The sequence below is a fragment of the Helicobacter pylori genome (genome assembly GCF_016755635.1).
Lineage (GTDB): Bacteria > Campylobacterota > Campylobacteria > Campylobacterales > Helicobacteraceae > Helicobacter > Helicobacter pylori_CQ.
Window position 1 is genome coordinate 1332500 of the sequence record NZ_CP051500.1, and the last position, 21922, is coordinate 1354421.

Below are 21922 nucleotides of genomic sequence, written 5' to 3' on the forward strand. Positions count from 1 at the left end.
ATCCTTTTTAACTACGCCTTGATTTTTGCTAAAGCGTCAAAAGTCGCACGCACCACATTGTAGGGGTTGTTGGAGCCTAAAGATTTGGTGAGAATATCCTTAATGCCTGCTAATTCCACGATAGGGCGCGTTGAACCCCCAGCAATCACTCCCGTTCCCTCACTTGCCGGTTTGAGTAAAATACGGCTTGCGTTGTATTTATGCTCAATATCATGAGCGATAGTCGTGCCTTTAATCGTTACATGGATCAGGTTTTTAAACGCATCATCTACCGCTTTTTTAATCGCATCAGGGACTTCTTTAGCCTTGCCTAAACCAAAGCCTACAAGCCCATTTTTATTGCCCACAACCACTAAAGCGTTAAAACGAAATCGCCTACCGCCCTTAACCACTTTGGTTACACGGCCAATATTCACAACGACTTCTTGAAACTCTTCTCTGTTAATCTCTTCCATACCTTTCCTTTCTGTCATAGAGCGATCCCATTCTCTCTCAAGCTTTCAGCAAACGCTGCCACCACGCCATGATAGAGGTAACCATTCCTGTCATAAACCGCTCGCTCAATCCCTGCTTTTTTCAATTCTTCAGCAAAGAGAGCGCCTAATTTTTTAGCGTCTTCTTGCGTGCTTTTAAAGCCCATTTTCCTGCCGTCAATATGCGTTATGGTGCTTTGTTTAATATCATCAATCGCTTGCGCATAGAAATAACGATTCGAACGAAAAACGCTCACCCTAGGCCTTAATTTATCGCCCAAGAGTTTGCTTTTAATCCTTAATTTTCGGCGATCCCTTAAGGCTTTCTTTTTATACAATGCTTTCGCGTTCATCACTCCACCTTATTTATTTTTTAGCTGTTTTACCAGCTTTTCTAATAATGACTTCATTGCTGTATTTCACACCCTTGCCTTTGTATGGCTCTGGGGGTCTGAAGCTCCTGATTTCAGCAGCGACTTGCCCTACTTGTTGCTTATCGCTCCCTTTGATAGTGATCGTGTTTTTTTCCACCACCATTTCAATCCCTGCTGGAATGGGGTATTTCACCGGGTGGCTAAAACCCAAGCTCAAATCCAAAGTTTTATGACCCAAAGCCACCTTATAGCCCACGCCATTGACTTCTAAAGTCTTACTGAAACCGGCGCTTAATCCTATTACAATGTTATTCGCTAAAGCCCCATAAGTCCCCCAATAAGCCCTAGACTGCGCGTCTTCGCCCACAGGCTGGAAGCTCAATTGGTTGTTTTCAAGCGTGATTTTCACGCGGTTGTGAGTTTCTAACTCATGCTTTTCTTTGCTGTTTTTAAAAAGAAGCTTGCTCCCTTCAACGCTCGCTTGCACAGAGCTTGGAATTTCAATGATTCTTTTCCCAATTCTTGACATTTCTAATCCTTTACCAAATGCTGCAAAGCACTTCGCCACCGACATTCTGTCTGTAAGCTTCTTCGTTAGTGATCACACCCTTAGAAGTGCTTACCACAATCACGCCATAGCCATTTTTAAAGCGCTTCAACTCGTTTTTTTGCTTATACACACGACGACCGGGCTTGCTTAAGCGCTTCACTTCGCTGATTTTTGAATGCCCTTTTTCATCATAAGCCAATTGCACATAAACCGATTGTTTCTTGTCTTTATCTTTGACATTGAAATCTTTAATGAAACCCTTTTCTTTAAAAATCTCTAAGATAGAAACCACGATCTTTGCGTAATAAAGCTGTGTGAATTCTAAGCGGCGCATAGAAGCGTTTCTCAAACGAGTTAATGAATCTGCAATTATATCATTTACCATATCTTATCCTTACCAACTGGCTTTTCTCAAGCCTGGGATGAGTCCCTCACTGCCCATTTTTCTAAGGCACACCCTACAAAGCCCAAAATCCCTATAAACCGAATGAGGTCTCCCACAAATGCGGCATCTGGTATAAGCCCTTACTTGGAATTTTGGTTTCCTTTGAGCCTTTGCTATCATTGATTTTTTAGCCATATTAACCCCTTATCTCACTTTTGCAAAAGGCAATCCAAGCAATTCTAACAACTTGAACGCTTCTTTATCGTTGTCCGTAGAAGTTACCATAGTGATGTTCATGCCATGACTGACCATAATATCATCATAAACCACTTCCGGGAAAATCAACTGCTCATTGATCCCAAAGGTGTAATTCCCACGCCCATCAAAACCATTTCGTGAAATCCCTCTAAAGTCTTTCACTCTGGGTAACGAAATCACAATCAGCTTTTCTAAGAAATTATACATGCGTTTATTCCTTAAGGTAACTTTCGCCCCTACCGCCATGCCTTCTCTGATCTTAAAGCCTGCAACGGATTTTTTCGCTTTAGTGATAACCGCTTTTTGCCCTGCAATCAAAGAAATCGTTTGCGCGATATTTTGCATGATTTTCATGTCTTTTGCATGAGCCCCAGCGCCCACGCTGATAACGATTTTTTCTAGCTTGGGTAAAAGCATGGGGTTTTTGATGTCTAATTCTTGAGCGAGTTTTGCCCTCACTTCATTTTGATAAAATTGTTTCAAACCAAACATGTATCCAACTCCTTAGGCTTTCTTCACATTGGAAATGTGCATGGGCTTTTCTTTTTTAATAAAGCCCCCTTTAGGGTTATCATCAGTAGGTTTAATCGCTTTTTTCACCACCTTACACCCTTCAACAACCACTTGAGAAGTCTTAGGCAACACCGCTAAAACCTTAGCGACCTTACCCTTATCGTCTCCTGCAATGACTTTCACCATGTCATTTTTTTTGATTTCGCTTTTCATTATACAACCTCCGGCGCTAGAGAAATAATTTTCATGAAATTAGCGTAACGCACTTCTCGGCTCACTGGCCCAAAAATCCTTGTGCCAACAGGATCTTTTTTAGCGTCCAAAATCACTGCTGCATTGTCATCAAAACGCACTAAAGAACCATTTTTCCTTTGAATTTCTTTTTTCGTTCTCACCACAACGGCTTTGACCACTTGACCGCGTTTCACCTTGCCATTAGGGATAGCTTTTTTCACGGAAGCCACGATCACGCTACCCACGCTCGCATAGCGTTTATGACTGCCTCCTAACACCTTAATGCACATGATTTCTTTCGCGCCGCTATTGTCAGCGACATTCAATCTTGTAAAACTCTGTATCATGCTTATACTCCCACTACTAAAATTTCTTTAAGCGTGAAGGACTTGGTTTTAGAAAGCGGTCTGCACTCAATCGCGCTCACAAAATCCCCTACTTTCACCTGATTGTTTTCATCATGGATGGTGTATTTTTTGAACTTTTTAACAATCTTGCGGTATTTTTCATGCACCACTTTTCTTTCCACAAGAATCACAGCGCTTTTTTCAGCAAACTTGCTGATAACCTTGCCTTGCACCAGCCTTTTATGCGGCTCTTTCGTATTCATTGCTTACCCTTTTTTACTCAACGCTAGAAGAATAATATGCATTAATGGCCGTGTTAATGCGAGCGATATTTCTTCTGGCTTTCTTAATCTCGTTAGGATTACTCAATTGCATAGCCTTTAACTTAACGCGCAACTCAAAAAGCTCCGCTTTCTTAGCATGCAACAACTCTTCTAATTCCTTGATACTCTTATCTTTCAATTCAGTATATTTCATTTTCGCTCTCACAAGTTACAATTTTGGTTTTAAAAGGAAGTTTGCTCTGAGCTAACGCTAAAGCTTCTCTCGCTAGTCCTTCTTCAATGCCTAGCATTTCATAAACGATTCTGCCCGGCTTGATATTCATCACCCATTTTTCCACAGAGCCTTTACCTTTACCCATCCTGGTTTCTAAAGGCTTAGCGGTCAAAGGCTTATCGGGAAATACTCTAATCCACACCTTACCCGCTCTTTTAATGTGCCTTGTCATGGCCACCCTTGCGGATTCAATCTGGCGTGAATCAATCCTCCCATGCTCTATGGCTTTAATCGCAATATCCCCAAACGCAATGGAGTTACCACGATGGGCTTTCCCACGATTGCGCCCTTTCATTTGCTTTCTGTATTTTGTTCTTTTTGGCATTAACATGATTATTGCCTCCCTCTTCTGCTTCTTCTAGGCTCTCTTTCTTCTTTAGCCTCTTCTTTTTTCTCAAATTGGATGCCTTTTTGCAAAACTTCCCCTTTGAAAATCCACACTTTCACGCCAATAATACCATATACCGTCATCGCTTCAGCAAAGCCATAATCAATCTTAGCCCTTAAGGTGTGTAAAGGAACGCGCCCTTCCATATACCATTCGGTGCGAGCGATTTCAGCCCCTGCTAAACGGCCAGAAACGCGCACCTTGATCCCTTTAGCGCCGGATTTTAACGCCGCTTGCATGACCTTTTTCATCGCGCGGCGGAAAGCGACCCTTTTTTCTAGCTGGGTGGCTACATTTTCTGCGGCTAATTGGGCGTCAGCTTGGGGGCGTTTGACTTCTTTAATATTAATGGAGACTTCTTTTTTGATGAGCGTTTTTAGGCCTTCTTTGACTTTTTCAATATCCACGCCTTTTTTACCAATGATAAGCCCTGGGCGAGCCGCTACGACCGTAACGCGCAGTTTTTTAGCCGCTCTTTCAATCACAATCTCGCTCACGCCAGCGTAATAAAGCTCTTTTTTAAGGAATTTCCTGATCTTATTGTCTTCATCAATATTGCTTGGAGCGGTGCGAGCGCTAGGGAACCATCTGGAAGTCCAATTCCTATTAATACCTAATCTTAAACCTACCGGATTAACTTTTTGTCCCATGCCCTACTTACCTTCTGCTTGATTTTTTTTATGGCTTTTAGAAGATTTCATTTCTTTCCCTTCTGCTACTTCTACGAATACATGAGATGTTGGCTTTCTAATAGCTGTGGCTCTGCCTTTAGCCCTTGGAATGGAGCGCCTAAGCACAGGACCAGCATCCACTCTGCAAGAAACAATCAGAGCGCTCTTGGCGTCTAAAGAGCCGTTAGCGACCGCAGAAGCCACCACTTTTGAAAGCACTCTGGCCGCTTTATTGGGCGTAAACTCCAAACTAGCGATCGCTAATTCAGCGTTCATGCCTTGAATCTGTCTTGCAATCAATCTGGCTTTAGTAGGAGATAACCGCACAAATCTTAATAACGCTTTGCTCATTCTGCCCCCTTACTTGCCAATCTTTTTTTGGACACTGCCTTTGTGCCCTTTAAAAGTTCTTGTAGGAGCGAATTCCCCTAACTTATAACCCACATGGTTTTCTGTGATATACACAGGGACAAAAACCCTTCCGTTATGCACATTATAAGTAAAACCAATCATTTCAGGCAAAATGGTGCTTCTTCTAGACCATGTTTTAATCGGGCGGTTATCCTTACCCTCTTTTGCCTTGAGCGTTTTTTTCATCAAGTGGTCGTCTATAAAAGGACCCTTTTTAATTGACCTAGACATTCTTTAACCCTTTATTTATGTTTCTTTCTGGAAATGATGAGCTTGTCGCTAGCTTTTTTCTTTCTCGTTTTATAGCCCTTAGCTGGAGTGCCCCAAGGCGATACAGGATGACCGCTTGTCCCTGTTTTACCCTCACCCCCACCATGCGGGTGATCCACTGGGTTCATCGCACTACCACGAGTTTGTGGGCGAATGCCTCTGTGGCGGTTACGCCCTGCCTTACCGATAGAGACATTGATAAAATCCTCATTCCCTACCACGCCAACACTCGCCATGCATTCGCTTAAAATGTAGCGCATTTCAGAGCTTGGCATCCTAAGAATGGTGTATTTATTTTCCCTACCCATGATTTGAGCGCTCATCCCAGCGCTTCTGGCTAATTGCCCACCAGCCCCCGGATGCATTTCAATATTATGCACCACCGTTCCTATAGGGATATTTTTCAACTTCATCGCAAAGCCCACTTTAATATCCAAACCGCCTTCAGCAGCGATAACGCTATCGCCCACTTTCAAACCGCTTGGCTGTAAAATATAGCGTTTGTCCCCATCAGATAGACTACAAGAGCGATGCGCGCGTTTCTGTAAGGATCATACTCAATCGCAGCCACTTTCCCTTCAATGTTGTATTTGTTGCGTTGAAATCAATAATGCGATAGAGTTTTTTAGCCCCTCTCTCTTTGTGGCGGCTGGTGATGCGCCCGTTATTGTTTCTCCCTGCTGTTGCTTTAAGCTTAGTGAGTAAGCCTTTGACACTGCTTTTTGCGGTAATGTCTTTAGAGTCCAACACCGACATGAAGCGTCTGCTTGGGGGTAGGGCTTATAAGTTTTAATCGCCATAACGCTTTCTCCTTTCTACGCGCCAAGGGCGGCAATGCTAGCGCCCTCTGGAACTTTCACATAAAATTTCTTAAACGACTTTCTTTGTCCAAGCTTCCCTCTAAAGCGTTTCACCTTACCTTCTTGCTTCAAAGAATTGATTTTCAAAGGCTCAAAGCCAAAGTAAGTTTTAAACACTTCTTTGAGCTGGTTTTTAGTTACATTTTGAGCCGTTTGGACCACTAAAACACCTTTTTCTTGCAATCCTAATGACTTTTCAGTGTAAAGAATTGACTTTATATCCATGATGTCTGCCATTTTTTACTCCTCTGTCTTATCTTGCACCACATGCTGAAACGCTGCTTCTTCCATCACCACAGAGCTAAACGCCGCTAAAAGATAAGCGTTTAACTCGCTCACATCAACAATAAGGCATTTTTTAAGGTTACTAAAGGCTAACTCGGTGTATTCGTCCATGTTCATGCACACAAACAAAGTGTCTCGTTGCTCTAAAGCCTGGAACATTTGGTTGGCTTCTTTAGTCAAATGCTTTCTTTTGTTGTCTTCAACCACGCCTTTTATAGCGATTTTTTCCACCACAAAAAGCTTGTTCGCTTGCGCTTTTTCTTCTAAAGCGTATTCTAAAGCCAGGCGTTTTTGTTTTTTATTGATCTTAAGGTTGTAGTTGCGCTTATTCGTAGCCCCATGAGAGACACCCCCACCCACAAACACAGGCGAAGTGATGCTCCCTGCTCTGGCTCTTCCGCCCCCTTTTTGCGCCCAAGGCTTCCTACCGCCCCGCTCACTTCAGCGCGGTTTTTACTTTTTAGCGGTATTAGCGCGTGCAGAAGATAAATAATGTTTCACATAAAGATAGAGGTTATGGCTGTTGATACCCTCATATCTTTTAGGTAACTCCACGCTACCCTTTTCTTTCAAATGGCTGTCTAAAACGATGGCCTTACTCATATCAAACCCTTTATATTATATTCAATGTATGGTTTTTACCGCTCTAATGCGTCCATAAGCCCCAGAAAAGCCCGGCCACTGAACCCTTTAGCACTACACCATACTTTCTTTATCAAAAGAGAGCACCTCGTTTTGGCAAGTAAACTAGCTCATTGCCATATGCCCTGCCATTTTCCTACCCTTTTGCACTCTTCCTGGCCATTCTCGGTTACCAATAGAGCCAGGGCGGCGGTGGAATCGGCTCCCATGCGCTGCAGGCCCGCCTTGGAAATTCCAACGCTTCATCACCCCCGCAAAGCCTCTTCCCTTCGTTTTAAAGCTCGCTTTAACCCTTTTAAGCGTTTCTAAAGCGCTCAAATCCAAATCGCCCAACTCTTGTTGTTGGGAAGCTTTTAAGGTGGCGAAATGGTTAAACTCTTTGCTGAGCTGGTATTTCTTTTGCTGGCCTTCAATCGCCTTATTGTGTTTTTTATGCATCGCATAGGCCACTAAAGCTTTCCCGTTTTCTAGCTGGCACACTTTCGCTTGCAAGACTTTAAGCAAGGTTACAGGCGTGCTGTTAGCATCAATCGTGCGGCTCATGCCTATCTTTTGAACTAAAAATTCCATATCTAACCCTTATTTTATGATCTCAATGCGTTAGGACTACTTCGTTTCCATAGAGGTTACTTCTACATCCACTTCAGGAGCTAAATCCAACTTCATCAAGCTATCCACGGTTTCTGGGGTGGCCGAAATAATATCAATCAATCGGCTATAAACCCTAATCTCAAACTGCTCTCTTGAATCCTTATTGACATGCGGGGAGCGTAAAACGGTGTAACGCTTATTCTTAGTCGGTAAAGGGATAGGCCCTCTAATTTCAGAACCTGAGCGCTTTACGGCTTCCACGATAGCCACAACAGAGCGATCCAACACTCTATGGTCATAAGCTTTGAGCTTCAACCTGATTTTTTCCATAAACTCTCCTAAAAGAACTCGTTTTATCCGTTACTAAAAACAGAATAAAACAATAAAATAAAAACTGAAATACTACTCAAAATGCGCCATTTAGTCAATAACTTTTGCTATTTTTAGGGATTTTTAAAGATTTTTACTTCCTTTTTATAAGGAAATAGAAAAAATGCGCTACGATTATCTTAATCCAATCTCATTTGAAAGGAAGTTCATGCCCCTTTCTTGCTTGCACCCTTTTGGGCCTTTTGAAACCCCTAAAGAGCCGGCTTTAAACAACCCGCTTTTAAAGGCGCATTCAAGCGATAAGATCTGTCTTTTAGGGCCGATGAAATCCGGTAAAACCACTTCCGCCCTCAAACTAGCGAAGGGTTTTAAAAACCCTGTGTATATCAATTACAATGACATGCGCTTGAACAAAAACATTCTAAGCTCATGGCTTTTAAAATGGCATTTAGAAAAGAAAATGGATTTGCTCATTTTAGATCATATTGACCGCTTGGATTTCAGCCTGCCTAAGCTTCCTAAAATCGTTCTTATCCCTAATTATTTAAGCCCCATAACAGCGCCAGATTGCAGCTTGTGCTATGCATTAGGGTTGAATTTTAAAGAATATACTAGCTTTTTCAAACCCAACACCCCTAAAAACACCCTGTTTAACCGCTTTTTAAAAGATGGCAACGCTTTAGATTCACTTTTTATAGAAAACGAGCAAGAAAAAATCCTAAAAAAACAAGAAAATATCAAATTAATCTTTCAAGCTTACGCCCCCTTAATAGCTAAAATCTGCTCGTATCAGTCTAAGTTTGTGAGCGCTTTTTATCTTTATACGCAACTCAAAAAAGAGCTTAAGATCTCTAAAGACACCCTCTATAAATTGTTACACGCACTAGAAAACCAGTGCATCATTTTTTTAGTCCCCAGTTTTGAAAACAATAAAACCAAATTGTATCTGTGCGATTTTGCCTTGCCTTATAGCCTGACTCCTAGCCCTTCGCTTTTAAATGTTTTTGAAAACATGGTTTTTTTAGAGCTTTACAAGCAATTCCCAAATCATGAGCTTTACTCCCATGATAATGGGATTTTTATCTTGCATAAAAACGCCACTAACAAGATCGCCCTCATCGCCCACGCTTTCCCCACGCCGCATTTTTTAGAAAAACAGCTTTCTTGGTGCCATAAGCAAGGGTTTTTAAAAATTGCAGTCGTTTCTATCAACGCCCCTATTTCAGCAGCTAATACCCCCTACAAACACCTTAATTTCATTGATTTTTCTTTGGATATTCAATCTATTTTGGTATAATAATTAATTGTATTTATGTATTTATGTATTTATGTATTTATGTATTTATGTATTTATGTATTTATGTATTTATGTATTTATGTATTTATGTATTTATGTATTTATGTATTTATGTATTTATGTATTTATGTATTTATATATTAAAATTATTACACATTTTTTTATATTATTAATAGGTATTTTATTTTTTTTTAAGCTAACCCACTATAAACTATCCCAGTATTTCGCCTTTTTGAGAAATACCACCTACCCTAAAAGCGTAGGGCGTTTTTAATATTCTTTTATAGAAAGGAAGCTATAATGAACGCATTGAAAAAATTAAGTTTCTGCGCCTTGTTATCCCTAGGTCTCTTCGCTCAAACAGCGCATGCTGAGAGTTTGAAAGACACGATTAACTATCCTAGTTGGCTTGAAATCAATCTTTTTAACCAAAAGAACCCGCCCAATCAATATGTCGGATCGGCTTCAATCTCTGGTAAAAGGAACGATTTTTACGCCAATTACATCCCCTATGATGACAAATTGCCCCCTGAAAAGAACGCTGAAGAAATCGCTCTTTTAAGGGCCAGAATGAACGCTTACAGCTCGTTAGAAAGTATTTTAATCACTAAAATGCGCAATCGTATTGTTAAGGTGCTTCAAGTTAAAAATAACGTTATCAGCCATTTATTCGGGCTTGTTGATTTTTTAACCTCTAAATCCATTTTGGCTAAAAGGTTCGTGGATACCACCAACCATCGTGTGTATGTTATGGTGCAATTCCCTTTCATTCAGCCTGAAGATCTCATCGCTTACTTTAAAGCAAAGCATATCAACCTTTCTTCAACGAGCGCTACCCATCTCAGCGCCATTTTAAACAAGGCGTTGTTCCACATCTAAGGGTTTGGGATTTAAGATGCGGTTTTTAAGCGTGAAGCTATGCCGATGAAAAGGCGTAGCCCCCAGCTTAATAATCGCTTCTATATGCTGTTTAGTCCCATACCCGCAATTCTTATCCCAGCCGTATTCCTTAAACAAAGCATGCAATTGCCGCATTTCTCTGTCCTTAAAAGCTTTCGCTAAAACAGACGCCATAGCGATTTGAGCGATTGTTTCATCGCCCTTGATGATGGTTTGTATATTAGGGTAGTGTTTATCCAAGCCAAACGCCGTGTTGCCATCTATCTTTATTTCATTGGCTAAAGAGCGATTATTTTCTAAAATTTCTTGAATAGCGAGCTTCAAACACGCCCCCAAGCCCAAATGATCAATTTCATTCGCGCTTTTTTTAACCACGAAAAACCCCACCTCATCATGCGTTTTGATTTTATTTTCTAAGAAAAAGCGCTTTTTGGGGCTGAGCTTCTTGCTATCCTTAAGCCCCATTTCCAAAAACTCTAAGGCTGTTTTTTCACTGCACACCACCCCAGCCACAAAAAGCGAACCGGCCAAACACCCCCTACCCGCTTCATCAATGCCTAAAATCATTGATACGCAACCCAACCGGTATAAAATCCCTACTCATGCGCTTCATGCGTTATCCTGTTTTCTCTTATCTTCTTAATAAACTCTGTTAATTCTTTTTCAAAGTTTTTCACGCTTTTTCTGTCGCTTGGCGATGAGGGGATAGTCAAATGATGCGCCCCACTAGTTAGCTTGACGTGCTTGCTTCCAGATTCCAAATAAAGATTCAAATCTTTATTGTCATGCAACGCCTCTTTTAAGATCTTACGAATCTCTTTGCTATGAGTGGCTTTTTCAGGATTCATCTCACGCGCCCACCCAAGGTTTCAAGCCTTAGGCCCGATCATCTTTTCAGGCACCACGAATTGGTCAAAATCTTCAGCGCTCAAGAGTTTCAGTTCCAGCGCGCTTTCTTTTAGAGAAATGCCTTTTTTGTGGGCGTTTTTAGCGATTTTAGCGGCGTTTTCATAGCCTACATGCGGGTTTAGGGCGGTTACTAGCATCAAAGAATGGTGCAAGTAATAATCAATTTTTTCTTTATTAGGCTCAATACCGCTCGCACAATGGGTATTAAAACTTTCCATGCTGTCGCTCAACAGCCTTAAACTTTGCAAGAAATTATAAATGATCACCGGCTTGAACACATTCAATTCAAAATTACCCTGACTGGCCGCAATGCCAATAGCGGTATCATTCCCCATCACTTGCACGGCCACCATGGTCATCGCTTCGCATTGCGTGGGATTGACTTTACCGGGCATAATAGAGCTGCCCGGCTCGTTTTCAGGGATATTAAGCTCGCCCAAACCACAGCGCGGCCCGCTCGCAAGCCATCTAATATCGTTAGCGATTTTCATTAAATTCGCCGCTAAAGCCTTAAAAGCCCCATGCACATAAGCGATAGCGTCATGGCTAGTGAGCGCGTGGAATTTATTGGGCGCAGAGATGAATTTCACGCCGCTAAACTGGCTCAATTCTTCAGCCACTTTTTCACTCAATTCTTTATGAGCGTTTAGCCCTGTGCCTACGGCAGTCCCGCCTATGGCTAATTCCCTTAAATGCTCCAAACTCTCTAAAATTTGTTGTTTAGAATGCTCTAGCATGCTCGCATACCCACTAAATTCTTGCCCCAAAGTTAAAGGCGTGGCGTCTTGTAAATGCGTGCGCCCGATTTTGACAATTTCTTTAAATTGTTGGCTTTTGTCTTTAAAGGTCTTTAACAGATTCTCCAAACTAGGGAGCAGTTTATGCGTGATTTCTAGCACGCTCACAATATGCATTGCGGTAGGGAAAGTGTCGTTAGAGCTTTGAGACATGTTCACATCATCGTTAGGGTGGATGAGTTTTTTCTCCCTGAAATTACCCCCTAAAATTTCTGTAGCCTTATTGGCAATGACTTCATTGAGATTCATGTTCGTTTGAGTCCCGCTCCCTGTTTGCCATATCGCTAAGGGAAACTCGCCGCACAACTCGCCTTTTAAAATGCAATCGCACGCCTTGATAATGGCTTGGGATTTTTCCAGGCTTAATTTCCCTAGCTTGTGGTTAACAACCGCCAAGCTCCTTTTGAGTTTGGCAAACGCGCCAATGAGTTCTTTAGGCATTTTTTCGGTGCCGATTTTAAAGTTTTCAAGACTGCGTTGCGTTTGAGCCCCCCAGTATTGGCTGTCATCCACTTGAATTTCGCCCATCGTGTCATGTTCAATTCTAAATTGCATGCTAATCCTTTGAAATTTGATTTTAAAACCTTAAAAAAATAGCATAAACTCTTATACCTTCTACTTAAAACCCTAATTTTTTTAAAAACAATTTCCACAATTTTTACACAAAAGAAAGCTATCATTCATCCGCAACAAGAATTTTCTTGTTATCTTAATTTAAAGGTCAAAACGATGAAAAAGTTAGCCGCTTTATTTTTAATAAGCGTGTTGGGGGTTATGAGTTTGAACGCATGGGAGCAAACCCTAAAAGCCAATGATTTGGAAGTGAAAATCAAATCCGTGGGTAACCCCATTAAAGGCGATAACACTTTCATACTCAGCCCCACTTTAAAAGGTAAGGCTTTAGAAAAAGCTATCGTTAGGGTGCAGTTTATGATGCCTGAAATGCCCGGCATGCCAGCGATGAAAGAAATGGCGCAAGTGAGTGAAAAAAACGGCCTTTATGAAGCTAAAACCAATCTTTCTATGAACGGGACATGGCAAGTTAGGGTGGATATTAAATCCAAAGAAGGCAAAGTTTATCGCGCTAAAACCAGCCTGGATTTATAAGCGCATGCTATCTTTTATAAGCGCGTTTGATAAAAGGGGCGTTTCAATACGCCTTTTAACAGCCTTGTTACTGCTTTTTAGTTTGAGTTTGGCTAAAGATTTAGAGATCCAATCTTTTGTGGCTAAATACCTTTCTAAAAATCAAAAAATACAAGCCTTACAAGAGCAAATTGACGCTTTAAGTTCTCAAGAAAAAGCCGTTAGCAAGTGGGATAACCCCATTTTGTATTTAGGCTATAACAACGCTAACGTGAGCGATTTTTTCAGGCTGGATAGCACCTTAATGCAAAACATGAGCTTGGGTTTGTCTCAAAAAGTGGATTTAAATGGTAAAAAACTCACGCAATCTAAAATGATCAATTTAGAAAAGCAAAAAAAGATATTAGAGCTTAAAAAAACCAAGCAGCAATTAGCGATTAATTTAATGATAAATGGCATTGAAAACTATAAAAACCAACAAGAAATAGAGCTTTTAAAGACAGCGATTAAAAATTTAGAAAACACCCTTTATCAAGCCAACCATTCCAGTTCGCCCGATTTAATAGCGATCGCCAAGTTAGAAATTTTAAAATCGCAATTAGAAATCAAAAAAAACAATTTAGAAGAAGCGCTCTCTAGCAGCCATTATTCCATGGGCGAATTGACTTTTAAGGAAAACGAGCTTTTAAGCATTGCCCCTAAAAATTTTGAATTTAATAAAGAGCAAGAGTTGTATAACATTAGCGCCACCAATTACGATATTGCGATCGCTAGGCTTGATGAAGAAAAAGCGCAAAAAGACATCACTTTGGCTAAAAAAAGCTTTTTAGAAGACGTGAATGTTACCGGGGTGTATTATTTCCGCTCCAAACAATACTATAACTACGACATGTTTAGCGTCGCTTTGTCTATCCCCTTGCCTCTTTATGGCAAGCAGGCTAAATTAGTGGAGCAAAAGAAAAAAGAAAGCTTAGTGTTTAAAAGCGAAGTGGAAAACGCCAAAAACAAAACGCACCACCTGGCCCTAAAACTCCTTAAAAAATTAGAAACCTTGCAAAAAAACTTGGAAGCGATCAATAAAATCATCAAGCAGAATGAAAAAATCGCGCAAATTTATGCACTTGACTTGAAATCTAATGGCGATTACAACGCTTATTACAACGCTTTTAATGACAAAATCACCATTCAAATCACCCAGCTTGAAACCTTGAGCGCTCTAAATAGCGCTTATTTGTCCTTACAAAACCTCAAAGGATTAGAATGAAACGGCTTTTATTGTTAGCCCTGACCTTATTTTTTAGCCTCTCATGCGCTAACGCTCAAGAAATTAAAGAAACTCAAGAGACTAAAAAAACTAAAGAAGCTAAAAGCCAAACCCGTTTTAATATTTCCACCACTAAGGTCATAGAAAAAGAATTTTCTCAAAGCCGGCGCTATTACGCGATTTTAGAGCCTAATGAAGCGCTGATTTTTTCTCAAACCCTGCGTTTTGATGGCTATGTGGAAAAGCTTTATGCGAATAAAACCTATACCCCCATTAAAAAGGGCGATAGGTTATTGAGCGTGTATTCCCCTGAATTAGCGGGCGTTCAAAGCGAGTTGTTATCATCATTGAAATTCAACCAACAAGTGGGAGCGATTAAAGAAAAACTCAAACTATTAGGGCTAGAAAACTTTAGCATTGAAAAAATCATCAGCAGCCACAAGGTTCAAAATGAAATGACTATTTACTCTCGTTTCAGTGGCGTTATTTTTAAAAAAAGCCCGGATCTCAATGAGGGGAGTTTCATTAAAAAAGGGCAGGAGCTGTTTCAGATCATAGATTTAAGCCGATTGTGGGCGCTTGTTAAAGTCAATCAAGAGGATTTAGAGTTTTTAAAAAACACGCATCAAGCGATTTTGTTCGTAGAGGGGGTTAAAGGCAAGCAAGCAATCACGCTTGAAAACATCAACCCCATCATAAATGCGCAAGATAAAATGCTAGAAGCGCGCTTCAATGTGCCTAATCTTAAATTGCTTTATTACCCTAACATGTTCGCTCAAGTAGAAATCTTTCAAAAACCACAAAAAATGAAGATTTTGCCTAAAGAAGCGGTTTTGATTAAAGGGGGGAAAGCTATCGTGTTTAAAAAAGATGATTTTGGCTTAAGCCCGTTAGAAATTAAAGCCGTCCGCTTGAGCGATGGGAGTTATGAAATTTTAGAGGGTTTAGAGGCGGGCGAAGAAGTGGCTAATAACGCTTTATTCGTGCTAGACGCTGACGCTCAAAACAATGGGGATTATTGAATGATAGAAAAAATCATTGATTTAAGCGTTAAAAACAAACTCCTTACCACTTTAGTCACTCTGCTCATTTTTTTAGCCTCTTTGTGGGCGATAAAAAGCGTTCGTTTAGACGCTTTGCCAGATTTAAGCCCCGCTCAAGTGGTTGTGCAAATCACTTACCCCAATCAAAGCCCTAAAATCGTGCAAGAGCAGGTTACTTACCCGCTAGTTTCTACTTTCATGAGCATCGCTAACATTGACACGGTTAGGGGGATTTCTAGTTATGAAAGCGGCCTGATTTACATCATTTTTAAAGACGGCGTCAATTTGTATTGGGCTAGAGATAGGGTTTTAGAGCAATTAAACAGAGCGCTCAATTTGCCTAAGGACGCTAAAGTGGAAATAGGGAGCGATTCCACTTCTATTGGCTGGGCGTATCAATACGCATTATCTAGCGATAGCAAGAATTTAAGCGATCTGAAAGTCTTGCAAGATTTCTATTACCGCTATGCACTTTTGGGGGTTGATGGGGTGAGTGAGGTCGCAAGCGTGGGGGGCTTTGTGAAGGATTATGAAGTAACGCTTCAAAACGATTCTTTGATCCGTTATAACTTGAGTTTAGAGCAAGTCGCTAACGCGATTAAAAATTCCAATAACGATACCGGTGGGGGGGTTATTTTAGAAAACGGGTTTGAAAAAATCATAAGATCGCATGGCTATATCCAATCTCTAAAAGATTTAGAAGAAATTGTCATTAAAAAAGAAGGGGCTATCCCTTTAAAGATTAAAGATATAGCCAGCGTGAGACTAGTTCCAAAACCACGCAGAGGAGCAGCTAATCTCAATGGTAATAAGGAAGTGGTGGGCGGGATTGTCATGGTGCGCTATCACGCTGACACTTATAAGGTGCTTAAAGCCATTAAAGAAAAAATCGCCACCTTACAAGCGAGTAACCCTGATGTGAAAATCACAAGCGTGTATGACAGGAGCGAATTGATTGAAAAAGGCATTGACAATTTGATTCACACGCTCATAGAAGAAAGCGCGATTGTGTTAGTCATTATTGCGATTTTCTTACTGCATTTCAGGAGCGCTTTAGTGGTGATCATCACTCTGCCTTTAAGCGTGTGCATCAGTTTCTTGCTCATGCGTTATTTCAATATTGAAGCGAGTATCATGAGTTTGGGGGGCATTGCGATCGCTATAGGGGCGATGGTGGATGCGGCGATTGTGATGGTGGAGAACGCTCACAAGCATTTGCAACGCATTGATACGAAAGACAATATCCAAAGGGTCAATGCCATCATGCAAGGGGTTAAGCATGTGGGGGGCGCGATATTTTTTGCTTTAATGATCATTGTGGTTTCTTTCTTGCCAATTTTTGCGCTCACCGGCCAAGAAGAAAAGCTTTTTGCCCCTTTAGCTTACACCAAAACCTTTGCCATGCTAGTGGGAGCGCTACTTTCTATTACGATAGTCCCTATTTTAATGGTATGGCTCATTAAAGGGCGGATTTTAGAAGAGTCTAAAAACCCCATTAACGCTTTTTTCATGAAAATTTATGGCGTGAGTTTGAAGGTTGTGCTTAAGTTCAGATACGCTTTTTTGATAGCGAGCGTTGTGGGTCTAGGGGGCTTGTATATATCATACAAAAAACTCAACTGGGAATTTATCCCCCAAATCAATGAAGGGGTAATCATGTATATGCCTGTAACCATTAATGGCGTGGGCATTGATACCGCTTTAGAATACTTGAAAAAAAGTAATGCCGCTATCAAGCGATTGGATTTTGTCAAACAGGTTTTTGGTAAAATGGGGCGCGCTAACACCAGCACCGATGCCGCCGGCTTGAGCATGATAGAAACCTACATTGAGTTAAAGCCAAAAAACGAATGGAAAGAAAAGCTCAGTTATAAAGAAGTTAGGGATAAGTTAGAAAAAACCCTACAATTAAAAGGCTTGACTAATTCATGGACTTACCCCATTCGTGGCAGAACGGACATGCTCTTAACCGGCATTAGAACGCCCCTAGGCATCAAGCTCTATGGTAATGACACGGACAAATTACAAGAATTAGCGATCCTTATGGAGCAACAGCTCAAAACCCTAAAAGAGAGTTTATCCGTCTTTGCCGAGCGATCCAATAACGGTTACTACATCACGCTGGATTTGAACGATGAAAATCTGGCTCGTTATGGCATCAATAAAAACGCCGTGTTAGATGCGATTAAATTCGCTCTAGGCGGAGCCACGCTCACTACCATGATTAAAGGCGTAGAAAGCTACCCTATTTCCTTACGCTTAGAAGACACCGAAAGAAACACCATTGAAAAATTAAAAAACCTCTACATCAAAACCGCTTACAATTACATGCCCTTAAGGGAGTTAGCCCGCATCTATTACGACAACTCGCCGGCGGTGTTAAAGAGCGAAAAGGGCTTGAATGTGAATTTTATTTATATTGTGCCGCAAAATGGTATCAGCTCTGATGCTTACAGACAACTAGCAATAAAAGCGCTAGAAAAAATCCAATTGCCTAACGGGTATTATTATGAATTTAGCGGCGAAAGCCAGTATTTAGAAGAAGCGTTTAAAGCCTTACAATACATCGTGCCGGTGAGCGTTTTTATCATTTTTATTTTAATTGTCTTTGCGTTAAAGAATCTCACCAATTCCTTGCTATGCTTTTTCACTCTGCCTTTTGCGTTTTTGGGGGGGTTGATTTTTATGAATCTCATGGGATTTAACATGAGTGTGGCGGCGTTAGTGGGCTTTTTGGCCCTTTTAGGGGTAGCGAGCGAAACGGCTATTGTGATGATTATTTATTTAGAGGATGCGTTTCAAAAATTCATCAAAACCCCCTTAAAAGAGCAAACGACTACCGCCTTAAAAGAAGCTATCATGCATGGGGCGGTGCTTAGGGTAAGGCCCAAGCTGATGACCTTTTTTAGCATTTTAGCTTCACTCATTCCGATCATGTATAGCCATGGCACAGGAAGTGAAATCATGAAATCCATCGCCGCGCCCATGCTAGGGGGCATGATAAGCAGCGTTGTTTTAACGCTTTTTATTATCCCTACGGCGTATTTTGTGATTAAAAACGCTAGGGTTAGGAAACATGAATATTAAAAAAAGCCTTTTCTAATACATGGCTTTGGACTAAAACCATATAAAGAATGGTAGGGAGCGTGATGCTTAAAACAAACACCTTAAAAATGCGGTGCAAAAGGATAACGGATAAAAAAGCGATGATTTCATTGATCCCATAAGGGGGTTTTAAAATTTGAATGTCTTTAAAACAATAAACCACGAGCATGCCTATCACTGAACATGATAAAGCCCTACCCAAATAACGCACAAAGTCGTTGGGAGGGTTTTTAGCGTTAAATACCATAAAAGGCCAAATGCGCGTAAAATAAGTCGTTATTATGATGACTAAAAGAATGAGTATAGAATGCATTAACATTCTAACTGCTTTCTAAACAAAATGAGGGCAAGCACCATTAAAACCAAAGCGATGAGCAAAAAGTATTCAGTCCCAAAGAGCGCCAAACAAACAACCGCAATAATAATCCCAAGCCATGCGTTTTTGTGGTTTGCGTTTCGTTTGTATTGCTCCATAAACAGCACGATAAAAATCGCTGTCATCACAAATTCCATGCCTTGAGTGTCAAAAGAAAAATGCGTTCCCACCAACGAACCCACCAACGAGCCAAAAATCCAATAAGAGTGGTTGAGTAAGGAAATGCTAAAAATAAAGTCTTTTTCACTAACCCCCTCTTTAGGAGCGTATAAATTCAATAGAGCAAAGGTTTCATCCGTGAGCGCATGCGCTAAATAGGGCAAACGCCATTGGGTGTTTTTAAATCTCTCTAGCATAGAAAGCGCATAACAAGTCTGTCTCGCATTCACCAACAAGCTCACAATAACGACATTCATCAAGCTCGCTTGCGTGCTTAAAAGCGTGATCGCTACAAATTGCACCGCCCCAGCGTAGATGAATAACGACATGAACAGGGCGACTCTATAATCATACCCTTGCTGGACTAAAAGCACCCCAAAAGTCATTCCCATAAGCAAATACCCTAAAAAGATAGAAATGGTATGAGGGAAAGCGTCTTTTAAAGCTTTTAGAAAATCATGCATCAACAACCTTTCATTTGAACCAGTCTTTAATTTTAGAAATACAAGTTTCTAAAACGCTTTTATGCGGCTCGCCCTCATAACCAAAACTCGCATGCAACTTTTCCAATAACCCTTGCTGCTCTTTATTCAAACTTTTAGGATAAATCACTTGCAATTCCACGATCAAACTCCCTCTATAAGAGCTTTCCGGGTGTTTCACGCCCTCATTTCTAAACGCAAAAGTCTGCCTGTCTTTGGCGTTTCTGGGGATTTTTAATTCCAGTTCGTCCCCTTTTAAAGACGGCACTTTAATCGTATGCCCTAAAGCGATAGTGGTGAAAAATACCGGCGCTTCAATGAATAAATCACAGCCTTCGCGCTTGAAATGCTCATCTTCTTTGACTCGCGCTTCTAAATACAAATCCCCTCTTTTCCCCTTCTCGTATTCATTGCCTTTATTTTTAAGCACCATGCGGTTTTGATCATCAATGCCCTCAGGGATCATCGCATCAATTTCTTCATCTTTAAGGATGTAGGTTTTACCCTTACACGCTTGGCATGGGGTTTTAATGGTTTTGCCCTTGCCTTTACACGCCCCACAAGTTTGCGCAAAACTCATAAAACCTTGACGCATAAACACCTGCCCCTGCCCGTTGCATTGCTTGCAAGTTTCTAGGGCTTTGTCTTTAGCGCCTGTGCCATCGCAACTCTCACAAACGCTCTGGTATTGGACTTTAATGGTTTTTTTACAGCCAAAAACCGCCTCTTTAAAACTCAATTCAATGGTTTGCAAATAATCCGGCGCGATAGCGCTTTTTTGCCTTTTACCTCCCCTAGCACCAAACCCAAAAGCGTCCTCAAAAAACGAGCCTAAATCTTCAAAAAAATCAGAAAAATCGCCCTGGTTTGAGCCGGCTTGGTTTAAGCCTTTTTTACCATACCTATCGTATAAGGCCCGCTTCTTTTCATCGCTTAATACCCCATAGGCTTCATTGATGAGCTTGAACTTTTCTTCGGCTTCTTTATCGCCGGCGTTTCTGTCCGGGTGGTATTTTAAAGCCAGCTTTCTGTAAGACTTTTTAATGGTCTCTTGGTTGCTGTGTTTTTCCACTTCTAAAATTTCATAATAACTCAATTCCACGATCGCTCCAAAAATGGCATCAAAACGCTTATTTTATCTTAAAAGCGATAATTTTGCGTGTTTTTATGCATGCCAAAACTTAGATAAAATAACACGATGAAACTATAATAATTAAAGATAACCCCATGAGATTTTTTTGCCTTTTCTTATTTTTTCTAACCTTTTCAAACGCACAGATAATGATGACTTTTGATTCTCAAACTAACGCCAAACTCTCGCGCTCTAACGAACAGCTTTCAGACATGCTTTATAAACTCAATGAAAGTTTAAGAATCTATCAAAGCGTGCTTTCCAACAACCAAGATCAGCTTAAAGAAATCAAAAAAGCTAACAGCACCCTAAATAGCCAGAGGCGTTTTTTTAACGCCAGCCAAATCCGCCTTATGGATACTGATGCGCTATTGAAACAAAGCGCTTTGGAATTAGAAAAATTACAAGCTTTAGAAAAACGCTTAAAAGAGGGGATGGAGCAAGAACGCTTAATAGAAGAATCCCAAACGCTTTTTTTGCAAGAGCATTGCCCCTATTTGAGCGGCGTTAAGAATTTAGAAGAGGCTTCAAACGCTTTAGAAGTCCAAGAGCAAAACAACGCCCTTTTCTTACTCAAAGAGCCCAAGCTCGCCCGTTTGCTCTCACGATTGGATTTGATGAGCGCTTTAAACGCCTTATGCGATCAAGTTTTAGAAAACCAAGCCCATAACCAACAATCCCATAACAAAACCCTAGAATACAACGCTCTTAAAAACCATGACTTTCAAGCCTATAAAGCCATGCGTTTGAAAAAATTTAAAAACAAGCTTCAAAGCCAGATCCAAGCCAAAGAAGACGCCCTAAAAACCTTTTTGCCCTTAGAAAAACGCCTAGAAACTTTAAAAACGCATTTTTTATGCGATAAAGAAAACCTGAAATCATGCGCCAACCAATTGCGCCAACGCTACCAAAACGCCCTGATAGAGCGAGACAAAGAATTAAAAAACGCTAAAGATAATAAAGAAAAGCATGCTCTAATCTTAGCCAATTACGAGCATACGCTAAAAACCTTGAATGTAGAATTTTTAAGCGAATTGAGTGAGCAAATGGCGTTTTTGAATGAAACCATGGCGTTAAACGCCAAAGTTTTAGCCCTTTTAGCCCAACAACAGACTAAAAAGCCCTCCAATTTGAGCGGTGATTTGAGCAATGAAAAAGCTCTTATTAAAAACATCCGCTTAGATCCGCATGGATTCCCTAGCTTTGAAAATTTTAAGCGAGAGTAAGACAAT

At 40.8% G+C, this 21922-nt stretch carries 30 protein-coding genes and 3 pseudogenes; 7 read left to right on the forward strand and 26 right to left on the reverse strand.

Annotated features, from left to right (window positions below):
• Positions 1-11: 11 nt before the first annotated feature.
• The 20 genes and pseudogenes from rpsE to rpsJ form a co-directional block, all read right to left on the reverse strand.
• Complete coding sequence (gene rpsE / locus HG567_RS06260; protein WP_001860543.1) at positions 12-455, reverse strand: 30S ribosomal protein S5; 444 nt, start codon at positions 453-455, stop codon at positions 12-14.
• A 14-nt stretch (positions 456-469) separates the two neighbouring features.
• Complete coding sequence (rplR, locus tag HG567_RS06265) at positions 470-826, reverse strand: 50S ribosomal protein L18 (protein ID WP_202139542.1); 357 nt, start codon at positions 824-826, stop codon at positions 470-472.
• A gap of 13 nt (positions 827-839) precedes the next feature.
• Positions 840-1376: a 50S ribosomal protein L6 gene (gene rplF / locus HG567_RS06270; protein ID WP_000086582.1), complete on the reverse strand. Its 537-nt coding sequence runs from the start codon at positions 1374-1376 to the stop codon at positions 840-842.
• Positions 1377-1386: 10 nt separating this feature from the next.
• Positions 1387-1782 (reverse strand): 30S ribosomal protein S8, encoded by a 396-nt coding sequence (gene rpsH / locus HG567_RS06275; RefSeq protein ID WP_000245805.1) that lies wholly within the window; start codon positions 1780-1782, stop codon positions 1387-1389.
• Positions 1783-1791: 9 nt separating this feature from the next.
• Positions 1792-1977 (reverse strand): type Z 30S ribosomal protein S14, encoded by a 186-nt coding sequence (locus HG567_RS06280; protein WP_001085694.1) that lies wholly within the window; start codon positions 1975-1977, stop codon positions 1792-1794.
• A gap of 9 nt (positions 1978-1986) precedes the next feature.
• Positions 1987-2532 carry a 50S ribosomal protein L5 gene (gene rplE / locus HG567_RS06285; protein ID WP_000467365.1) on the reverse strand — a complete coding sequence of 182 codons (546 nt, stop codon included), beginning with the start codon at positions 2530-2532 and terminating at the stop codon, positions 1987-1989.
• 12 nt (positions 2533-2544) lie between these two features.
• Positions 2545-2766, reverse strand: a complete 222-nt coding sequence (rplX, locus tag HG567_RS06290; protein ID WP_000834240.1) for a 50S ribosomal protein L24 — start codon at positions 2764-2766, stop codon at positions 2545-2547.
• Positions 2766-3134, reverse strand: a complete 369-nt coding sequence (gene rplN / locus HG567_RS06295) for a 50S ribosomal protein L14 (RefSeq protein ID WP_000616110.1) — start codon at positions 3132-3134, stop codon at positions 2766-2768. The genes rplX and rplN overlap by 1 nt, the downstream gene beginning before the upstream one ends.
• A gap of 2 nt (positions 3135-3136) precedes the next feature.
• The gene (rpsQ, locus tag HG567_RS06300; protein WP_001092746.1) at positions 3137-3397 is read right to left on the reverse strand and encodes a 30S ribosomal protein S17; all 261 of its coding nucleotides are present in this window, start codon (positions 3395-3397) and stop codon (positions 3137-3139) included.
• 13 nt (positions 3398-3410) lie between these two features.
• On the reverse strand, positions 3411-3611 hold the full coding sequence (rpmC, locus tag HG567_RS06305; protein WP_000877885.1) for a 50S ribosomal protein L29: 201 nt from the start codon (positions 3609-3611) through the stop codon (positions 3411-3413).
• Complete coding sequence (gene rplP, locus HG567_RS06310; RefSeq protein ID WP_000928961.1) at positions 3598-4023, reverse strand: 50S ribosomal protein L16; 426 nt, start codon at positions 4021-4023, stop codon at positions 3598-3600. Before rplP ends, rpmC begins: the two co-directional genes overlap by 14 nt.
• A 2-nt stretch (positions 4024-4025) precedes the next feature.
• Positions 4026-4730, reverse strand: a complete 705-nt coding sequence (rpsC, locus tag HG567_RS06315; protein WP_000529972.1) for a 30S ribosomal protein S3 — start codon at positions 4728-4730, stop codon at positions 4026-4028.
• Between the two features lie 3 nt (positions 4731-4733).
• Positions 4734-5102 (reverse strand): 50S ribosomal protein L22, encoded by a 369-nt coding sequence (gene rplV, locus HG567_RS06320; protein ID WP_000030375.1) that lies wholly within the window; start codon positions 5100-5102, stop codon positions 4734-4736.
• Positions 5103-5111: 9 nt separating this feature from the next.
• Positions 5112-5393: a 30S ribosomal protein S19 gene (rpsS, locus tag HG567_RS06325; RefSeq protein ID WP_000091385.1), complete on the reverse strand. Its 282-nt coding sequence runs from the start codon at positions 5391-5393 to the stop codon at positions 5112-5114.
• 11 nt (positions 5394-5404) lie between these two features.
• Complete coding sequence (gene rplB / locus HG567_RS08010) at positions 5405-5902, reverse strand: 50S ribosomal protein L2 (protein WP_421813478.1); 498 nt, start codon at positions 5900-5902, stop codon at positions 5405-5407.
• A gap of 2 nt (positions 5903-5904) precedes the next feature.
• Positions 5905-6188: pseudogene (locus HG567_RS08015) on the reverse strand (hypothetical protein).
• 59 nt (positions 6189-6247) lie between these two features.
• The gene (locus HG567_RS06335; protein WP_000763613.1) at positions 6248-6529 is read right to left on the reverse strand and encodes a 50S ribosomal protein L23; all 282 of its coding nucleotides are present in this window, start codon (positions 6527-6529) and stop codon (positions 6248-6250) included.
• Positions 6530-6532: 3 nt separating this feature from the next.
• Positions 6533-7180 (reverse strand): annotated as a pseudogene (gene rplD / locus HG567_RS06340) (50S ribosomal protein L4).
• A 21-nt stretch (positions 7181-7201) separates the two neighbouring features.
• Positions 7202-7789, reverse strand: a pseudogene (gene rplC, locus HG567_RS06345) (50S ribosomal protein L3).
• A 36-nt stretch (positions 7790-7825) separates the two neighbouring features.
• The gene (gene rpsJ / locus HG567_RS06350; RefSeq protein WP_000411561.1) at positions 7826-8140 is read right to left on the reverse strand and encodes a 30S ribosomal protein S10; all 315 of its coding nucleotides are present in this window, start codon (positions 8138-8140) and stop codon (positions 7826-7828) included.
• Positions 8141-8348: 208 nt separating this feature from the next.
• On the opposite strand from rpsJ, the gene HG567_RS06355 reads away from it, so the two are divergent.
• A complete protein-coding gene (locus tag HG567_RS06355) occupies positions 8349-9437 on the forward strand; it encodes an ATP-binding protein (protein ID WP_202164029.1) in 1089 nt (362 codons plus the stop codon).
• A 300-nt stretch (positions 9438-9737) separates the two neighbouring features.
• Positions 9738-10316: a hypothetical protein gene (locus HG567_RS06360; protein WP_202163755.1), complete on the forward strand. Its 579-nt coding sequence runs from the start codon at positions 9738-9740 to the stop codon at positions 10314-10316.
• Here HG567_RS06360 and HG567_RS06365 read toward each other — a convergent pair.
• Genes HG567_RS06365 through fumC form a run of 3 tightly spaced genes read right to left on the reverse strand, consistent with a single transcriptional unit; the run spans position 10290 to position 12598 of the window.
• Complete coding sequence (locus HG567_RS06365; RefSeq protein ID WP_202163756.1) at positions 10290-10904, reverse strand: ribonuclease HII; 615 nt, start codon at positions 10902-10904, stop codon at positions 10290-10292. The genes HG567_RS06360 and HG567_RS06365 overlap by 27 nt on opposite strands.
• A 29-nt stretch (positions 10905-10933) precedes the next feature.
• A complete protein-coding gene (locus HG567_RS06370; protein WP_202163757.1) occupies positions 10934-11185 on the reverse strand; it encodes a hypothetical protein in 252 nt (83 codons plus the stop codon).
• Positions 11186-11206: 21 nt separating this feature from the next.
• The gene (gene fumC, locus HG567_RS06375) at positions 11207-12598 is read right to left on the reverse strand and encodes a class II fumarate hydratase (RefSeq protein ID WP_202163758.1); all 1392 of its coding nucleotides are present in this window, start codon (positions 12596-12598) and stop codon (positions 11207-11209) included.
• A gap of 174 nt (positions 12599-12772) precedes the next feature.
• On the opposite strand from fumC, the gene crdA reads away from it, so the two are divergent.
• Genes crdA through HG567_RS06395 form a run of 4 tightly spaced genes read left to right on the forward strand, consistent with a single transcriptional unit; the run spans position 12773 to position 18523 of the window.
• Positions 12773-13150: a copper resistance determinant CrdA gene (gene crdA, locus HG567_RS06380; protein WP_127987792.1), complete on the forward strand. Its 378-nt coding sequence runs from the start codon at positions 12773-12775 to the stop codon at positions 13148-13150.
• Between the two features lie 4 nt (positions 13151-13154).
• Positions 13155-14393, forward strand: a complete 1239-nt coding sequence (gene crdB / locus HG567_RS06385) for a copper resistance outer membrane protein CrdB (protein ID WP_202139546.1) — start codon at positions 13155-13157, stop codon at positions 14391-14393.
• Complete coding sequence (locus HG567_RS06390) at positions 14390-15415, forward strand: efflux RND transporter periplasmic adaptor subunit (protein WP_202163759.1); 1026 nt, start codon at positions 14390-14392, stop codon at positions 15413-15415. The genes crdB and HG567_RS06390 overlap by 4 nt, the downstream gene beginning before the upstream one ends.
• Positions 15416-18523: an efflux RND transporter permease subunit gene (locus tag HG567_RS06395; protein ID WP_202163760.1), complete on the forward strand. Its 3108-nt coding sequence runs from the start codon at positions 15416-15418 to the stop codon at positions 18521-18523.
• Here the strand turns inward: HG567_RS06395 and HG567_RS06400 are convergent.
• Genes HG567_RS06400 through dnaJ form a run of 3 tightly spaced genes read right to left on the reverse strand, consistent with a single transcriptional unit; the run spans position 18504 to position 20660 of the window.
• Positions 18504-18860, reverse strand: coding sequence for a branched-chain amino acid transporter permease (locus HG567_RS06400; protein ID WP_202139549.1), 357 nt, complete (start codon positions 18858-18860; stop codon positions 18504-18506). The two genes, HG567_RS06395 and HG567_RS06400, sit on opposite strands and share 20 nt — an antisense overlap.
• Positions 18854-19540 (reverse strand): azaleucine resistance protein AzlC, encoded by a 687-nt coding sequence (gene azlC, locus HG567_RS06405; RefSeq protein WP_202139550.1) that lies wholly within the window; start codon positions 19538-19540, stop codon positions 18854-18856. Before azlC ends, HG567_RS06400 begins: the two co-directional genes overlap by 7 nt.
• 10 nt (positions 19541-19550) lie before the next feature.
• The gene (dnaJ, locus tag HG567_RS06410) at positions 19551-20660 is read right to left on the reverse strand and encodes a molecular chaperone DnaJ (protein WP_202139551.1); all 1110 of its coding nucleotides are present in this window, start codon (positions 20658-20660) and stop codon (positions 19551-19553) included.
• A 125-nt stretch (positions 20661-20785) separates the two neighbouring features.
• Between dnaJ and HG567_RS06415 the strand changes: the two genes are divergently transcribed.
• Complete coding sequence (locus HG567_RS06415) at positions 20786-21916, forward strand: hypothetical protein (RefSeq protein WP_202139552.1); 1131 nt, start codon at positions 20786-20788, stop codon at positions 21914-21916.
• The last annotated feature ends 6 nt before the right edge of the window (positions 21917-21922 follow it).

Coding starts and splice junctions, on each gene's coding strand:
- rpsE (WP_001860543.1), bottom strand. CDS start 455: ATGGAAGAGATTAACAGAGAAGAGTTTCAAGAAGTCGTTGTGAATATT.
- rplR (WP_202139542.1), bottom strand. CDS start 826: ATGAACGCGAAAGCATTGTATAAAAAGAAAGCCTTAAGGGATCGCCGA.
- rplF (WP_000086582.1), bottom strand. CDS start 1,376: ATGTCAAGAATTGGGAAAAGAATCATTGAAATTCCAAGCTCTGTGCAA.
- rpsH (WP_000245805.1), bottom strand. CDS start 1,782: ATGGTAAATGATATAATTGCAGATTCATTAACTCGTTTGAGAAACGCT.
- HG567_RS06280 (WP_001085694.1), bottom strand. CDS start 1,977: ATGGCTAAAAAATCAATGATAGCAAAGGCTCAAAGGAAACCAAAATTC.
- rplE (WP_000467365.1), bottom strand. CDS start 2,532: ATGTTTGGTTTGAAACAATTTTATCAAAATGAAGTGAGGGCAAAACTC.
- rplX (WP_000834240.1), bottom strand. CDS start 2,766: ATGAAAAGCGAAATCAAAAAAAATGACATGGTGAAAGTCATTGCAGGA.
- rplN (WP_000616110.1), bottom strand. CDS start 3,134: ATGATACAGAGTTTTACAAGATTGAATGTCGCTGACAATAGCGGCGCG.
- rpsQ (WP_001092746.1), bottom strand. CDS start 3,397: ATGAATACGAAAGAGCCGCATAAAAGGCTGGTGCAAGGCAAGGTTATC.
- rpmC (WP_000877885.1), bottom strand. CDS start 3,611: ATGAAATATACTGAATTGAAAGATAAGAGTATCAAGGAATTAGAAGAG.
- rplP (WP_000928961.1), bottom strand. CDS start 4,023: ATGTTAATGCCAAAAAGAACAAAATACAGAAAGCAAATGAAAGGGCGC.
- rpsC (WP_000529972.1), bottom strand. CDS start 4,730: ATGGGACAAAAAGTTAATCCGGTAGGTTTAAGATTAGGTATTAATAGG.
- rplV (WP_000030375.1), bottom strand. CDS start 5,102: ATGAGCAAAGCGTTATTAAGATTTGTGCGGTTATCTCCTACTAAAGCC.
- rpsS (WP_000091385.1), bottom strand. CDS start 5,393: ATGTCTAGGTCAATTAAAAAGGGTCCTTTTATAGACGACCACTTGATG.
- HG567_RS06335 (WP_000763613.1), bottom strand. CDS start 6,529: ATGGCAGACATCATGGATATAAAGTCAATTCTTTACACTGAAAAGTCA.
- rpsJ (WP_000411561.1), bottom strand. CDS start 8,140: ATGGAAAAAATCAGGTTGAAGCTCAAAGCTTATGACCATAGAGTGTTG.
- HG567_RS06355 (WP_202164029.1), top strand. CDS start 8,349: ATGCCCCTTTCTTGCTTGCACCCTTTTGGGCCTTTTGAAACCCCTAAA.
- HG567_RS06360 (WP_202163755.1), top strand. CDS start 9,738: ATGAACGCATTGAAAAAATTAAGTTTCTGCGCCTTGTTATCCCTAGGT.
- HG567_RS06365 (WP_202163756.1), bottom strand. CDS start 10,904: ATGATTTTAGGCATTGATGAAGCGGGTAGGGGGTGTTTGGCCGGTTCG.
- HG567_RS06370 (WP_202163757.1), bottom strand. CDS start 11,185: ATGAATCCTGAAAAAGCCACTCATAGCAAAGAGATTCGTAAGATCTTA.
- fumC (WP_202163758.1), bottom strand. CDS start 12,598: ATGCAATTTAGAATTGAACATGACACGATGGGCGAAATTCAAGTGGAT.
- crdA (WP_127987792.1), top strand. CDS start 12,773: ATGAAAAAGTTAGCCGCTTTATTTTTAATAAGCGTGTTGGGGGTTATG.
- crdB (WP_202139546.1), top strand. CDS start 13,155: ATGCTATCTTTTATAAGCGCGTTTGATAAAAGGGGCGTTTCAATACGC.
- HG567_RS06390 (WP_202163759.1), top strand. CDS start 14,390: ATGAAACGGCTTTTATTGTTAGCCCTGACCTTATTTTTTAGCCTCTCA.
- HG567_RS06395 (WP_202163760.1), top strand. CDS start 15,416: ATGATAGAAAAAATCATTGATTTAAGCGTTAAAAACAAACTCCTTACC.
- HG567_RS06400 (WP_202139549.1), bottom strand. CDS start 18,860: ATGTTAATGCATTCTATACTCATTCTTTTAGTCATCATAATAACGACT.
- azlC (WP_202139550.1), bottom strand. CDS start 19,540: ATGCATGATTTTCTAAAAGCTTTAAAAGACGCTTTCCCTCATACCATT.
- HG567_RS06415 (WP_202139552.1), top strand. CDS start 20,786: ATGAGATTTTTTTGCCTTTTCTTATTTTTTCTAACCTTTTCAAACGCA.